Raw genomic sequence first — 14,134 nt, forward strand, 5'->3', positions numbered from 1 at the left:
GGGGGAACTATTTCAGGTCGGCCCTCTGACCGAAAGTCGGGCCTTGTCACGAGCGCGCACCAAGGTGTTCACCGGCTTTCGTCGACGGGGTTGAAATCGGCCCGGAGAGTGGTAAACCACGCGAGGGGGACATGTGCGGCCGTCACGCCGCGTCGCGGATCGGGGGGGCCTGCCATGGGTGCTGCCACGGGCGTCGGAGCAGCGGAGCACGGTACGCGCGTGCCGTGGGGCGATGTGGTGATGTCCGCGGTCGCCGCGGTGAGCTGGGCGCTGATCGGGATGGCGGGGACGGCGGCGCTCGGGCTGCACCTGCTGGACGCGGACGCGGCCGGTTCGCTGGGTCCGATGACCGCCGCGGTGGTGGCTCTGGGGGCGGGCGGTTCGGTCACGCCGTCCGGTGACGTGTCCGCCTTCGGGCTGTCGGGTGCGGAGGCCGGCACGGCCGTGGAGATCACGCCGCTGGGCGTGAGTCTGGTGGGTGCGCTGCTGCTGTCGTACTTCTTCCTGCGGTCCTTACGGGCGGCGGGACTTGTGGTCTCCGGCGCCGAACTCCTCGCGCGTGCGGGCGCGGTGGTCGCGCTGTTCGTGACGATGACGGGCGGGCTGGTCTGGGCGGGGCACGACGTCATCACCATCGACGGGGGCTCGCTGGGCCTTGACGACCTGCCGGGGGCGGGTGGTGGCGGGGTCGAGATCCCGGGGCTGGGCGATGTCGGGGGGCTGCTGCCGGACCGGGTGGGTGATCTCGTCGACGCGGAGGCGGCGGTGGGGTTCACCGTCGACACGGCGCCGACGCTGCTCGGGGGCCTCGGCTGGACGGCCGGCGTCCTGCTCGTCGCGCTGCTGGCGTCCCGCCGCACTCCCCTGCCGGACGGCTGGGACGCCGTGCACCGTGTCGTACGGCCGGCGGTGTCCGCCCTCGTCGCGGTGGGGCTGGTGGCGGTGGCGGCGGGGTACGCGGCGGCGGGGTACGCGGCGATCGGCGACGACCATCCTCGGCGGATCGCGGGGGCGGCGCTGCTGGGGGCCCCGAACGGGGTGTGGACCGGCGTACCGCTCGGCCTGTTCGTGCCGTGGGACGGGCGGGCGAGCGGGGCGCTGCTCGGGGCGCTGCCGCACCCCGTGGACGATCTGCTGCGGGCCGGCTCGGACCGGTCCGTCACGCTGGGGCGGCTGGCGGAGTTCGACGGGCGGGTGTGGCTGCTGGCGGTGGCCGCCGCGCTGATGATGCTGCTGGCGGGGGTGCTGACGGGCGTGCGGACGCCGGTCGGGGACGCGGCTGATCGCGGAGCGGCCGGTTTCGCGGGGCGGTGCGCGCTGCGGCTGGGTGCCGCTACGGCGCTGACTCTGCCGTTGCTGGCCTGGCTGACGGAGGTGTCGGCGAACGCCTCGCTGTCCGTGCTGGGCTTCGACGCGCTCGGCGCCGGCATCGAGCTGCGCGGCCGGCTCGGTACGGCGCTCCTGCTGGGCGCGGTGTGGGGCGCGGGCGCGGGCGCGGCGGGTGCTCTGCTGGCCTGGGCGAGCGGGGCGGCGGGGGTGCGGGCGGCGCCGTTGGCACGGGGTGACACGAAGGCGGACGGTGGGTGGCGGGCGGTGGGTGGCGTCGAGGGCGCGGACGGGCCGCCGGCCGCCGGGCCGTACGAGCCGGGGGTTCCTTACCGGGCCCCCAACCCGGACACCAATCCGTATCTGCGGGTGGGGTGGGAGCCGCGGGGGCCTCAGGAGTCGGGGGTGCGGGAGGAACCGTGGGGGCCGCCGGGGGCATCGCGCGGGGCGCGGGAAGCACGCGGGTCACGGGAGACCGGGGCGCCGGGGCCGTGGGGGCCACCGCCGCGAGAACCGCACGAACCACAGGAAACCAGGGCTCAGGAGCCATGGAGGCCGCCGGCGCGAGGACCGCAGGAAGCGCACGGGGAGCAAGAGCCGTGGGAGGCGGGGCCGCGAGGACCGCGCGGGGCGCGGGAAGCCGGGGCGCAGGAGCCGGAGGATGCGGTGCCTGCGGCGGGTGGGGTGTCGGGGGGTGGTGAGCCGCAGGTGGCCGGGGATTCTGAGGGGAACGGCGATGTCCATGGGGCGCCCACCGTGATCGGGCCGGTCGAGCCGCCCCGGCGGGGAGCCGGGGCGCGGGGGCGGTCGCCGTTGTGGCCGGACGAGCCTCCGCCGCCTCCACCGCCACCGCCGCCCCCTCCCCCGACGCCCCGGAAGCCGGACCGTACGTAAGGTCCGGGACATCCCGGTGTCGGGCCGTGTTCATTGTCCGGCTGGCGGACCTCGGAGGCGCGGGGCACTGGGTGCCGGATACGGTGGGAACACCATGAGCGCATCGCAGACCACCGACGTTCCCACCCTCCTTGTCAAGATCTTCGGCAAGGACCGGCCGGGCATCACGGCCGGCCTCTTCGACACCCTCGCCGCCTACTCGGTCGACGTGGTCGACATCGAGCAGGTCGTCACCCGTGGCCGCATCGTGCTCTGCGCGCTCGTGACCGAGCCGCCCAAGGGGCTGGAAGGGGATCTGCGGGCGACCGTCCACAGTTGGGCGGAGTCGATGAAGATGCAGGCGGAGATCATCTCCGGCAAGGGCGACAACCGTCCGCGCGGGCTCGGCCGCTCCCTGGTCACCGTGCTGGGACACCCCCTCACCTCGGAGGCGGCGGCGGCGATCGCCGCGCGGATCACCAAGGCCGGCGGCAACATCGACCGTATCTTCCGGCTCGCCAAGTACCCGGTGACCGCCGTGGAGTTCGCGGTGTCCGGCGTGGAGACGGAACCGCTGCGGACCGCGCTGGTGACCGACGCCGCCAGGCTCGGGGTCGACATCGCCGTGGTCGGGGCGGGGCTGTACCGGCGGGCGCAGCGCCTGGTCGTCATGGACGTGGACTCCACGCTCATCCAGGACGAGGTGATCGAGCTCTTCGCCGCGCACGCCGGCTGTGAGGACGAGGTCGCCGAGGTGACGGCGGCCGCGATGCGCGGGGAGCTGGACTTCGAGCAGTCGCTGCACGCGCGCGTGGCGCTGCTGGAGGGGCTGGACGCCTCCGTGGTGGACAAGGTCCGCAGCGAGGTGCGGCTGACGCCGGGAGCCCGCACCCTGATCCGTACGCTGAAGCGTCTCGGCTACCAAGTGGGCGTGGTCTCGGGTGGGTTCACCCAGGTCACGGATGATCTGAAGGAGCGGCTGGGGCTGGACTTCGCCCAGGCCAACACCCTGGAGATCGTCGACGGGAAGCTGACGGGCAAGGTCACCGGCGAGATCGTGGACCGGGCGGGCAAGGCCCGGCTGCTGCGCCGGTTCGCCGCCGAGGCGGGCGTGCCGCTGTCGCAGACGGTGGCGATCGGTGACGGTGCGAACGATCTCGACATGCTGAACGCGGCGGGGCTCGGTGTCGCCTTCAACGCCAAGCCGGTGGTGCGCGAGGCCGCGCACACGGCGGTGAACTTCCCCTTCCTGGACACGGTCCTGTACCTGCTCGGCGTCACCCGCGAAGAGGTCGAGGCGGCGGACACGCTCGACGTGGGCTGAGCCGCCCGGACCGGGGCACAGCCCGGCGACGGGCGGGCCCGGCACCGACGGACGTCGGGTGCCGGACCCCTGCCGTGCCGGGTGTCACTCGGTGGGCGCCCAGTAGTCGACCAGCGTGCCGACGCCGGGCTCGAGGGACTTCCAGGAGCCGGTGAAGGAAAGGACGGCGAAGGCGGCGGCCGGGTAGCCGAGCCGGCTCATGCGCTCGCGGGCGTCGCCCTCCGCCGCGCCGGCCAGGATGTCGGCGAGTCCCTGGACGCCCGGGTTGTGGCCGACCAGGAGGACGTTCTGCGCGTCGTCGGGGGTTTCGTTGAGCAGGGCGATCAGCTCGCCGGGCGAGGCATCGTAGACCCGCTCCTCGTAGACGGTCTTCGGTCGCTCGGGGAACTCGTGGACCGCGAGCTTCCAGGTCTCGCGGGTCCGGACCGCGGTGGAGCACAGGGCCAGGTCGAAGGCGATACCGGTGTCGGCGAGCTTGCGCCCGGCGACGGCGGCATCCATGCGGCCCCGCTCGGCGAGTGGGCGCTCGTGGTCGGAGACCGGGGGCCAGTCGGCTTTCGCATGCCGGAAAAGGACAATCCTGCGGGGTTCTGCGACGCTCATGTGACCCAGCTTCGCATGAAACAGGCCATGGGGCGCAGGGAGTTGACCGGCGCCTCCGGGGGGTGTTCAGCGGGCTATGAGCTGCTGTGCGCGCTCGACGAGGTGGGTGAGCGCGGGATCGCCGACGGTCGCGTGGGCGTCGGAGGGGTTGAGGACCAGGGTGAGCAGGGCGACGAAGGCGAGGGTGGGCAGGGCCAGGGCCCACCACGGCAGCCGGGTGTCGACGGCGCCCCGGGGGGCCGGGTGGGGCCGGGTGTGCGTGCGCGCCGACATGGGGGCCTCCGCTCTTCGAATGGTCCGTGGCCCGCGTCTCGCGGCCACATCTCGAAGGTACGGATTCCCTGGGTCCCAACCCATCCGGTGACCCACCCACTTGACCCTGAGCCTGGCCCCCTAGGGGATGGTGGTGCCAGCACCACCATGGGGCGTCACGGGGCGAGGACGGTCGCGATCACGCCGATGACGATGAAGATGGCGAAGAACGCGCCGAAGACGAGCAGCATCTTCTTCTGGCCGTTCTGCGGATTGGGGTCGAGGACTGGCATGCGGCAAGTCTCGCACCTCGGTCGCCCGCGGCGGGCTTCGGGGGGCGTACGGCGTGGGTGGCCTGGCGGCCGGGGCCTCCGGTGCGGCGGTTCCGTCGAGCGGTCCGTGCCGGGTGGCTTCTGGTCGTGGGCGGTCGTTTTTCGCCCCCGCCGCCCCTTCGGCCCGAGCCCCCTCGCGCCCACGCGGCGGAGCCGCATGCCGGCACAGCCCCGCGCCCCTAAGGGGCCGTCGCCTCGTCCTCCACCGTGCGGGGGCGGCCTGCCAGGACGCCTACGATCATTTGGGGGATCATCAGGGCGGCCATCAGTGCGATCGGCAGGCCCCAGCCGCCGCTGTGCTGGTAGAGGACGCCCACCAGGAGCGGGCCGGGGATGGAGATCAGATAGCCGGTGCTCTGGGCGAAGGCCGACAGCTGGGCCACGCCCGCGCCGGTCCTGGCGCGCATCCCGACCATGGTGAGCGCCAGCGGGAAGGCGCAGTTCGCGATGCCCAGCAGCAGCGCCCAGAGCCAGGCGCCGGCGGCCGGCGCGAAGTACAGGCCCGCGTATCCGACGAGGCCGCTGACGCCCAGCACGAGCACGATCGGGCCCTGGTGGGGCAGCCGGGTGGCGAGGCGCGGGATGACGAAGGCCAGCGGGACGCCCATCACCATGATGACCGCGAGGAGCAGCCCGGCCGTGCCCGCGGGGACGCCCGCGTCCCGGAAGATCTGCGCCATCCAGCCCATGGTGATGTAGGCGGCGGTGGCCTGGAGCCCGAAGAAGACGGCCAGCGCCCAGGCGGTACGGCTGCGGGTGATGCGCAGCCGTACCGGCGCCTCGGCGGGAGTGTCCCGTCCGGCACGTGCCCCGTCGTGCTCCGGTTCCCGTGCCCGTACGAAGGGGATCCACGGCAGTACTGCGGCTGCCGCCAGGGCCGCCCACAGGGCGAGGCCCGACCGCCAGTTCCCGCCCAGCGCGTCGGTCAGCGGCACGGTCACGGCCGCCGCCGTGGCGGTGCCCAGGGCGAGGGCCATGGAGTACAGGCCGGTCATGGAGCCGACCCGGTCGGGGAACCAGCGCTTGACGATGACCGGCATCAGGACGTTGCTGACGGCGATGCCCATCAGCGCCAGCGCGCTGGTGGCCAGGAACGCCGCCGTGCCGCCCACGTACGGGCGTATCAGCAGGCCGGCGCCGATGGCGACCATGCCGGCGCAGACCACCGCGCCCGCGCCGAACCTACGGGCCAGCCTTGGCGCGGTGACGCCGAAGACGGCGAAGCACAGCGGGGGCACGGAGGTGAGCAGTCCGGCCACGCTCCCGCTCATGCCGAGCCCGTCGCGGACCTCCTCCAGCAGCGCGCCCAGGCTGGTGATGGCGGGACGGAGGTTGAGCGCGGCCAGCACGATGCCGACGACGAGCAGTCGCGTCCGCCACGCGCGCGTGGCCCCGTCCCCAGCCCCGGTCCCAGGAACGGTCCGGACTCCGGACGCGGCCGACGTACGTACGGTCGTGGACGTGATCGTCCGGTTTTTCTCACCAGCCATGAAGCCCATCATAGAATCATAGGATGATTGGTTGTCCATGCCGTGGCCGCCGCACGGGGCCCCTGTCGTGCGAAGGTGTGTCATGCCGTTGAGCCATCCCCGTCGTTCGGCCCTGTCCGAGCAGGTCATCGCCGCCCTGCGCGCCCAGATCACCTCGGGCGAGTGGCCGGTCGGCGCACGCATCCCCACCGAGCCGGAGCTGGTGGAGCAGCTGGGGGTGGCCCGCAACACGGTCCGCGAGGCCGTCCGCGCGCTGGCGCACAACGGGCTGCTGGACATCCGCCAGGGCTCGGGCACGTACGTGGTGGCCACGAGCGAGCTGGCCGGCGTGATGCACCGCCGCTTCGCCGACGCCGACCCCCGGCACATCGCCGAGCTGCGTTCGACCCTGGAGTCGGCGGCGGCGCGGCTGGCCGCCGAGCGGCGTACGGAGAAGGACCTCAAGCAGATCGACACCCTGCTGCTGCGCCGGGAGGAGGCCTGGGAGTCGGGTGAGGCGGAGGCGTTCGTGGCGGCGGACGCCACGTTCCACCTGGCGGTCGTGGCCGCCTCGCACAACGACGTGATGACCGCGATGTACTCGGACCTGAGCGAGGTGCTGCGGGACTGGCTGCGCGGCGACGTGGGCGAGGGCATGACCCCGGAGATGCACATGGACCACGGCCGGCTGGTGGACGCGATCCGCGCGGGTGACGCGGCGACGGCGGCCGAGGAGGCCGCCGCCTATCCGTTCGTGTGCCGTCCGGGACTGTTCGGTCCGCCCTCCGTCGGCTGACCTCCGTCGGCTGAGTCAGGCCAACGCGAGGGCCCGCACCCCGTACGGGGTGCGGGCCCTCGGCAAGGCGTCCGGTCAGGCGCCGATGGCGTGCAGACCGCCGTCCACGTGGACGATCTCGCCCGTGGTCTTCGGGAACCAGTCGCTCAGCAGGGCGACGACACCCCGGCCGGCCGGCTCCGGGTCCTTCAGGTCCCACTCCAGCGGGGAGCGGCTGTCCCACACGGAGGCCAGCTCGCCGAAGCCCGGGATGGACTTGGCGGCCATGGAACCGATCGGGCCCGCGGAGATCAGGTTGCAGCGGATGTTCTGCTTGCCCAGGTCACGGGCCATGTAGCGGCTGGTGGCCTCCAGGGCGGCCTTGGCCGGGCCCATCCAGTCGTACTGCGGCCAGGCGTACTGCGCGTCGAAGGTGAGGCCGACGACCGAGCCGCCGTTCTGCATCAGCGGCAGGCAGGCCATGGTCAGCGACTTCAGGGAGTACGCCGAGACGTGCATGGCGGTGGCGACCGACTCGAACGGCGTGTTCAGGAAGTTGCCGCCGAGCGCGTCCTGCGGCGCGAAGCCGATGGAGTGCACGACGCCGTCGAGGCCGCCGAGCTCCTCGCCGACCACGTCGGCCAGCCTGCCCAGGTGCTCGTCGTTGGTGACGTCGAGCTCGATGACCTTGGTGGGCTTGGGCAGCTTCTTGGCGATGCGCTCGGTCAGGGTGGGCCGCGGGAACGCGGTCAGGATGATCTCGGCACCCTGCTCCTGGGCCAGCTTGGCGGTGTGGAAGGCGATGGAGGACTCCATCAGCACACCGGTGATCAGGACGCGCTTGCCCTCGAGAATTCCGCTCATGTCGTTCAGTGACCCATTCCCAGTCCGCCGTCAACGGGGATGACGGCTCCAGTGATGTACGAGGCGTCGTCCGAGGCGAGGAACCGCACCGTCGCGGCGACCTCCTCCGGCTTCGCGTACCGGCCGAGCGGCACCTGCGACACGATGTTCGCCCGCTGGTCGTCGGTGAGCACCTTGGTCATGTCGGTGTCGACGAAACCGGGCGCGACGACGTTGAAGGTGATGTTGCGCGAGCCCAGCTCACGGGCGAGGGAGCGCGCGAAGCCGACCAGGCCGGCCTTGGAGGCGGCGTAGTTCGCCTGCCCCGCGGAGCCGAGCAGTCCGACCACCGAGGAGATCAGCACGACGCGGCCCTTCTTGGCGCGCAGCATGCCGCGGTTGGCGCGCTTGACGACCCGGAAGGTGCCGGTGAGGTTGGTGTCGACGACCGAGGTGAAGTCCTCCTCGGACATGCGCATCAGGAGCTGGTCCTTGGTGACACCGGCGTTGGCCACGAGCACCTCGACGGGGCCGTGCGCCTCCTCGATCTCCTTGTAGGCCTGCTCCACCTGCTCGGGGTCGGTGATGTCGCACCGGACCGCCAGGACACCCTGCTCCGTGAGCACCCGGGGCGGCTCACCGGAACGGTACGTGATCGCGACCTTGTCGCCCGCCTCCGCGAAGACGCCGGCAATGGCGAGGCCGATACCCCGGTTTCCACCGGTGACGAGAACCGAGCGGCTCATCGGGTCACCCTTTCAATAGCGGTCTGGTACAGCGAAAACCTATCGGTACCGGGGCCGATCCGAGCGATCGGCCACCCACAGCACCTTCGCACCGCCTCTGTCGGGTCCCTACAGAAAGCCGCACCGTCCGGTCACGGGCGCGCGGGGCTCCCCCGTACTTCCCGCGCCCGGGTGGCGGCGCGGGGCCGAACGCGCGGGAGCGCTCCCGCCGGACCGGACGGTCCCACGGGAGCGCTCCCGGAACGCTTCGGCTCAGTACACGTGGCGGGTGTACCACGTCCCGCTGTCGAAGAAGAAGTGGTCCACGGCGAGCTTGTGCCCGCCGCTGTAGTGGGCGTACGCCACGGCCTGCTCGCCGGGCCCGCCGTCGCCCAGGCTCGTGCTCAGGCAGGTGCCCGGGTTGATGACGTAGGTGCTGAAGCCGCCCCGCAGCGGGAACTCCACGTTGATGTGCTGCGCGCGGTGGTTGCAGGCCGTCAGCCCGCCCGTCCTTTGCAGGGGCTCGTCGGCGACCGCGGCGGGGGCGGACAGGGCCGTGAGAAGACCGGCGGTCGCGGCCGCCAGGGCGGCCACACGACGCATACGCATACGCACTCCTTGAGTCGGGCTGTCCGGATGATCGTCCGGACCGGCGCTCCCGAACGTACGGCGGCTCCGCGCACGGACAGTGACGGGACATCTGCCGATTGGTGAACAGCCGTTGTTCCGGAGGAAGTTGAGAGCCCCTGGGCGCGAGTGGCACACCGCGGCGGCCGTCCGTCACGTTCCCCGGGGGCACCCGTGGTTCACTGCTGACGGATGAGCACATCTCGCGATGGTGAGAAGGGGAGGCCACTCGTGGCCCATGAGGTCGATCAGTCGTTTCTGGCGCTGCCGCTGAGGGCCCTCGCCGACGCCGCGCTCGCACGCGCGCGGGCGCTCGGGGCGGAGCACGCGGACTTCCGTCTGGAGCGGGTGCGCAACGCGTCCTGGCGGCTGAGGGACGCCAAGCCGGCGGGGTCGTCGGACACCACCGACCTCGGCTACGCGGTGCGCGTGGTGCACGGCGGGACCTGGGGGTTCGCGTCCGGGGTGGATCTGACCCTGGACGCCGCCGCCAAGGTCGCCTCACAGGCGGTGGCGATGGCGAAGCTGTCCGCGCAGGTGATCCGGGCGGCGGGGTCGGACGAGCGGGTGGAGCTGGCCGACGAGCCGGTGCACTCCGAGAAGACCTGGGTGTCGTCGTACGAGATCGATCCGTTCGCCGTGCCCGACGAGGAGAAGGCCGGGCTGCTGGCCGAGTGGAGCGCGCGGCTGCTGGCGGCGAACGGGGTGGACCACGTCGACGCCTCGCTGCTCACCGTGCACGAGAACAAGTTCTACGCCGACACCGCCGGGACCGTGACCACGCAGCAGCGGGTGCGGCTGCACCCGGTGTTCACGGCCGTGTCCGTCGACGACTCCAGCGGTGAGTTCGACTCCATGCGGACCATCGCGCCGCCCGTCGGGCGTGGCTGGGAGTACCTGACGGGCACCGGCTGGGACTGGGACGACGAGCTGGGGCGGATTCCGGAGCTGCTCGCGGAGAAGATGCGGGCGCCGAGCGTCGAGGCGGGGCTGTACGACCTGGTGGTGGACCCGTCCAACCTGTGGCTGACCATCCACGAGTCCATCGGGCACGCCACCGAGCTGGACCGCGCGCTCGGCTACGAGGCGGCGTACGCCGGGACCTCGTTCGCCACCTTCGACCTGCTGGGCAAGCTGAAGTACGGCTCCGAGCTGATGAACGTCACCGGTGACCGCACCGCCGAGCACGGGCTCGCCACCGTCGGCTACGACGACGAGGGCGTCGAGGCGCAGTCCTGGGACCTGGTGAAGGACGGCACGCTGGTCGGCTACCAGCTCGACCGGCGGATCGCGAAGCTGACCGGGTTCGAGCGGTCCAACGGGTGCGCGTTCGCGGACTCCCCCGGCCATGTGCCGGTGCAGCGCATGGCCAATGTGTCGCTGCGCCCTGATCCGGCCGGGATGTCGACGGAGGACCTGATCGGGGGCGTGGACCGGGGCATCTACGTCGTCGGGGACCGGTCGTGGTCGATCGACATGCAGCGGTACAACTTCCAGTTCACCGGGCAGCGCTTCTACCGGATCGAGAACGGGCGGCTGGCGGGGCAGCTTCGGGACGTCGCCTACCAGGCCACGACCACGGACTTCTGGGGTTCCATGGCGGCGGTCGGCGGCCCGCAGACGTACGTCCTGGGCGGTGCCTTCAACTGCGGCAAGGCCCAGCCGGGGCAGGTCGCGGCGGTCTCGCACGGCTGCCCGTCCGCCCTGTTCAAGGGAGTCAACATTCTGAACACGACGCAGGAGGCCGGGCGATGAGCGTCAGCACCGGGATCGGCCGGGGGTCCGGGGGCCGTCCCCCGGGAAAGCACAGCCTGAACACGACGCAGGAGGCCGGGCGATGAGCGCGCGTTCCAGCAAGCCGTACGAGATCGTCGAGCGCGCTCTCGAACTGTCCCGGGCCGACGGCTGTGTCGTGATCGCCGACGAGGAGTCCACCGCCAACCTGCGCTGGGCGGGCAACGCGCTCACCACGAACGGTGTCACGCGCGGGCGCACGCTCACCGTGATCGCCACGGTGGACGGTGCGCAGGGCACCGCCTCGGGGGTGGTGTCCCGGTCCGCGGTGACCGTGGACGAGCTGGAGCCGCTGGTGCGGGCCGCCGAGGCCGCCGCGCGGGGTGCGGGTCCGGCCGAGGACGCGCAGCCGCTGGTCACGGGGGTGGCCCCGTCGCCCGAGTTCACGGAGGCGCCCGCCGAGACCTCCTCCGCCGTGTTCGCGGACTTCGCCCCGGCCCTGGGCGAGGCGTTCGCACGCGCGCGTGCCGGTGGCCGGGAGCTGTACGGCTTCGCCAACCACGAGCTGGTCTCCAGCTACCTCGGCACGTCGACGGGGCTGCGGCTGCGGCACGACCAGCCGAACGGGACGCTGGAGCTGAACGCCAAATCGCCGGACCGTACGCGGTCGGCGTGGGCGGGGCGCTCCACGCGGGACTTCAAGGACGTCGACCCGGCGGCGCTCGACGCGGAGCTGGCCGTACGGCTGGGCTGGGCCGAGCGGCGCCTCGAGCTGCCCGCGGGCCGGTACGAGACGCTGCTGCCGCCGACCGCGGTGGCGGACCTGCTGATCTACCAGCTCTGGTCGGCCTCGGGGCGGGACGCGGCCGAGGGGCGCACGGTGTTCTCCAAGCCGGGTGGCGGCACCCGGGTCGGCGAGCGGCTGACCGGACTGCCGCTGACCCTGCGCAGCGACCCGAACGAGCCGGGCCTGGAGTCGGCGCCGTTCGTGATCGCGCACTCCTCCGGCGGCGACCAGTCGGTGTTCGACAACGGGCTGCCGCTGTCGGCGACGGAGTGGATCCGCGAGGGCGAGCTGAAGCACCTGACCACCAGCCGGCACGGCGCGGGTCTGACCGGGCTGCCGACCGCGCCCGGGATCGACAACCTGATCCTGGACGGGGGCGACGACCGCTCCCTCGAGGAGATGGTCGCGGCCACCGAGAGGGGGCTGCTGCTGACCTGCCTGTGGTACATCCGCGAGGTCGACCCGGCGACGCTGCTGCTCACCGGCCTGACCCGGGACGGCGTCTACCTCGTAGAGAACGGTGAGGTCACCGGTGAGGTGAACAACTTCCGGTTCAACGAGTCGCCGGTGGACCTGCTCGGCCGGGCGGCTGAGGCGGGCCGTACGGAGAAGACGCTGCCCAGGGAGTGGGGCGACTGGTTCACCAGGGCGGCGATGCCCGCGCTGCGCGTCCCCGATTTCAATATGAGCTCTGTCAGCCAGGGCGTATAACCTCGTAGGCGTTCGCAACCGGCCGTCACCCGACCGGCCGAAGATCATCGAGGAGACACGAGAACCGTGACGGACATCGTCGACGAGCTGAAGTGGCGCGGGCTGTTCGCCCAGTCCACTGACGAGGACGCTTTGCGCAAGGCGCTCGCGGACGGTCCCGTCACGTTCTATTGCGGTTTCGACCCGACCGCGCCGTCGCTGCACGTGGGGCACCTGGTGCAGGTGCTCACCGTGCGCCGGCTCCAGCAGGCCGGTCACCGGCCGCTGGCGCTGGTCGGCGGGGCCACGGGCCAGATCGGCGACCCGCGCCCGACCGCGGAGCGCACGCTGAACTCGCCGGAGACCGTCGCGGGCTGGGTCGAACGGCTGCGCGGCCAGATCGAGCCGTTCCTGACCTTCGAGGGCGAGAACGCGGCCGTGATGGTCAACAACCTGGACTGGACCGCGGGGCTGTCCGCGATCGAGTTCCTGCGGGACATCGGCAAGCACTTCCGCGTCAACAAGATGCTGACGAAGGACTCGGTCGCCCGGCGCCTTGAGTCCTCCGAGGGCATCAGCTACACGGAGTTCAGCTACCAGCTCCTCCAGGCGATGGACTTCCTCCAGCTCTACCGGCGCTACGGCTGCACGATGCAGCAGGGCGGCAGCGACCAGTGGGGCAACCTCACGGCCGGCCTGGACCTGCTGCACCGGCTGGAGCCGGAGGCCACCGTCCACGCCTACGCCACGCCGCTGATGACGAAGGCGGACGGCACCAAGTTCGGCAAGACCGAGGGCGGCGCCGTCTGGCTCGACCCGGAGATGACGACGCCGTACGCGTTCTACCAGTTCTGGCTGAACGTGGACGACCGGGACATCTCCGGCTACATGCGGATCCTGTCCTTCAAGTCCCGCGAGGAGCTGGAGGAGCTGGAGCGGCAGACGGAGGAGCGTCCGCAGGCCCGCGCCGCGCAGCGCGCGCTGGCCGAGGAGCTGACGACGCTGGTGCACGGCGCGGACCAGACGGCAGCCGTGATCGCCGCGTCCAAGGCCCTCTTCGGCCAGGGCGAGCTGACCGGGCTGGACGACCGCACGCTGGCGGCGGCGCTCTCCGAGGTGCCGCACGTCCAGGTGACCGAGCTGGGCCCGGTGGTCGACCTGTTCGCCGAGGTCGGTCTGGTGCCGAGCAAGTCGGCCGCGCGGCGCACGGTGAAGGAGGGCGGCGCCTACGTGAACAACGTCAAGGTCACCGCCGAGGACGCCGTCCCCGCCAAGGAGGACCTGCTGCACGGGCGCTGGCTGGTGCTGCGCCGGGGCAAGAAGAACCTGGCGGCGGTGGAGGTCACGGCCGGCTGAGCCGACGGGCTGGTGCGGGGCGGTCTCCGGCGTGCGCCGGAGGCCGCCCCTTCGTCGTACGCCGGAAACCGCCTCGCCGTACGCCGTCGTCGCACGCCGCCGTCGCCGTATGTGCCGGGTCAGACCCGCTGCCGCTCGTGCTTCCTGCGTTGCATCGCGGTGTACAGCATCTCCGCGAGCAGGACGACGACGATCGCCGCGCCCAGCTGGAAGATGTGCCGGCCCCAGTCGATGCCCCGCGTCTCCTCGATCCCGAAGCCCCGCGCGATGGCGTTGCCCACGATGGCGCCGATCATGCCGCAGATGGTGGCCAGCCACAGTGGGATGTGCTGCTTGCCGGGGATCACCGCCTTGGCGATCAGACCGAGCACGAATCCCACGATGATCGCCCACAACCAGCCCATGGCTGCCTCCTCGT

General features: G+C 72.1%; 14 protein-coding genes. 6 read left to right on the top strand and 8 right to left on the bottom strand.

The window, feature by feature from the left end; translation table 11 throughout:
* Positions 1 to 174 precede the first annotated feature (174 nt).
* Together AMK33_RS36810 and serB are read left to right on the top strand one after the other, a co-directional pair.
* Entirely contained in the window at positions 175 to 2,220 is a 2,046-nt protein-coding gene (locus AMK33_RS36810; protein ID WP_073937426.1) for a streptophobe family protein, read from the top strand.
* Between the two features lie 94 nt (positions 2,221 to 2,314).
* On the top strand, positions 2,315 to 3,523 hold the full coding sequence (serB, locus tag AMK33_RS36815) for a phosphoserine phosphatase SerB (protein WP_073937427.1): 1,209 nt from the start codon (positions 2,315 to 2,317) through the stop codon (positions 3,521 to 3,523).
* An 84-nt stretch (positions 3,524 to 3,607) separates the two neighbouring features.
* On the opposite strand, the gene AMK33_RS36820 is transcribed toward serB, so the two are convergent.
* The 4 genes from AMK33_RS36820 to AMK33_RS36830 form a co-directional block, all read right to left on the bottom strand.
* Positions 3,608 to 4,126, bottom strand: a complete 519-nt coding sequence (locus tag AMK33_RS36820; protein WP_073937428.1) for a SixA phosphatase family protein — start codon at positions 4,124 to 4,126, stop codon at positions 3,608 to 3,610.
* Between the two features lie 66 nt (positions 4,127 to 4,192).
* Positions 4,193 to 4,399: a hypothetical protein gene (locus AMK33_RS36825; RefSeq protein ID WP_073937429.1), complete on the bottom strand. Its 207-nt coding sequence runs from the start codon at positions 4,397 to 4,399 to the stop codon at positions 4,193 to 4,195.
* A gap of 155 nt (positions 4,400 to 4,554) precedes the next feature.
* Complete coding sequence (locus AMK33_RS44820; protein ID WP_006132620.1) at positions 4,555 to 4,671, bottom strand: SGM_5486 family transporter-associated protein; 117 nt, start codon at positions 4,669 to 4,671, stop codon at positions 4,555 to 4,557.
* A gap of 218 nt (positions 4,672 to 4,889) precedes the next feature.
* A complete protein-coding gene (locus AMK33_RS36830; protein WP_073937430.1) occupies positions 4,890 to 6,212 on the bottom strand; it encodes a CynX/NimT family MFS transporter in 1,323 nt (440 codons plus the stop codon).
* Between the two features lie 70 nt (positions 6,213 to 6,282).
* Here AMK33_RS36830 and AMK33_RS36835 point away from each other — a divergent pair, with 70 nt between their 5' ends.
* On the top strand, positions 6,283 to 6,975 hold the full coding sequence (locus AMK33_RS36835; RefSeq protein WP_073937431.1) for a FadR/GntR family transcriptional regulator: 693 nt from the start codon (positions 6,283 to 6,285) through the stop codon (positions 6,973 to 6,975).
* Positions 6,976 to 7,050: 75 nt separating this feature from the next.
* On the opposite strand, the gene fabI is transcribed toward AMK33_RS36835, so the two are convergent.
* The 3 genes from fabI to AMK33_RS36850 form a co-directional block, all read right to left on the bottom strand.
* Positions 7,051 to 7,818, bottom strand: coding sequence for an enoyl-ACP reductase FabI (gene fabI / locus AMK33_RS36840; protein ID WP_073937432.1), 768 nt, complete (start codon positions 7,816 to 7,818; stop codon positions 7,051 to 7,053).
* A gap of 5 nt (positions 7,819 to 7,823) precedes the next feature.
* Positions 7,824 to 8,543: a 3-oxoacyl-[acyl-carrier-protein] reductase gene (gene fabG / locus AMK33_RS36845; RefSeq protein ID WP_073937433.1), complete on the bottom strand. Its 720-nt coding sequence runs from the start codon at positions 8,541 to 8,543 to the stop codon at positions 7,824 to 7,826.
* 252 nt (positions 8,544 to 8,795) lie between these two features.
* Positions 8,796 to 9,131, bottom strand: coding sequence for a hypothetical protein (locus AMK33_RS36850; RefSeq protein WP_143203897.1), 336 nt, complete (start codon positions 9,129 to 9,131; stop codon positions 8,796 to 8,798).
* A 249-nt stretch (positions 9,132 to 9,380) separates the two neighbouring features.
* On the opposite strand from AMK33_RS36850, the gene AMK33_RS36855 reads away from it, so the two are divergent.
* The 3 genes from AMK33_RS36855 (at position 9,381) to tyrS (ending at position 13,716) form a co-directional block, all read left to right on the top strand.
* Positions 9,381 to 10,904 (top strand): TldD/PmbA family protein, encoded by a 1,524-nt coding sequence (locus tag AMK33_RS36855; protein ID WP_073937435.1) that lies wholly within the window; start codon positions 9,381 to 9,383, stop codon positions 10,902 to 10,904.
* Positions 10,905 to 10,986: 82 nt separating this feature from the next.
* Entirely contained in the window at positions 10,987 to 12,381 is a 1,395-nt protein-coding gene (locus AMK33_RS36860) for a metallopeptidase TldD-related protein (protein ID WP_073937436.1), read from the top strand.
* Between the two features lie 66 nt (positions 12,382 to 12,447).
* Positions 12,448 to 13,716 carry a tyrosine--tRNA ligase gene (tyrS, locus tag AMK33_RS36865; protein ID WP_073937437.1) on the top strand — a complete coding sequence of 423 codons (1,269 nt, stop codon included), beginning with the start codon at positions 12,448 to 12,450 and terminating at the stop codon, positions 13,714 to 13,716.
* A 119-nt stretch (positions 13,717 to 13,835) separates the two neighbouring features.
* On the opposite strand, the gene AMK33_RS36870 is transcribed toward tyrS, so the two are convergent.
* Entirely contained in the window at positions 13,836 to 14,120 is a 285-nt protein-coding gene (locus AMK33_RS36870) for a GlsB/YeaQ/YmgE family stress response membrane protein (protein ID WP_073937438.1), read from the bottom strand.
* Positions 14,121 to 14,134: the final 14 nt, after the last annotated feature.

Source organism: Streptomyces sp. CB02400, from assembly GCF_001905725.1.
In the GTDB taxonomy this organism is placed as follows: Bacteria; Actinomycetota; Actinomycetes; order Streptomycetales; family Streptomycetaceae; genus Streptomyces; species Streptomyces atrovirens.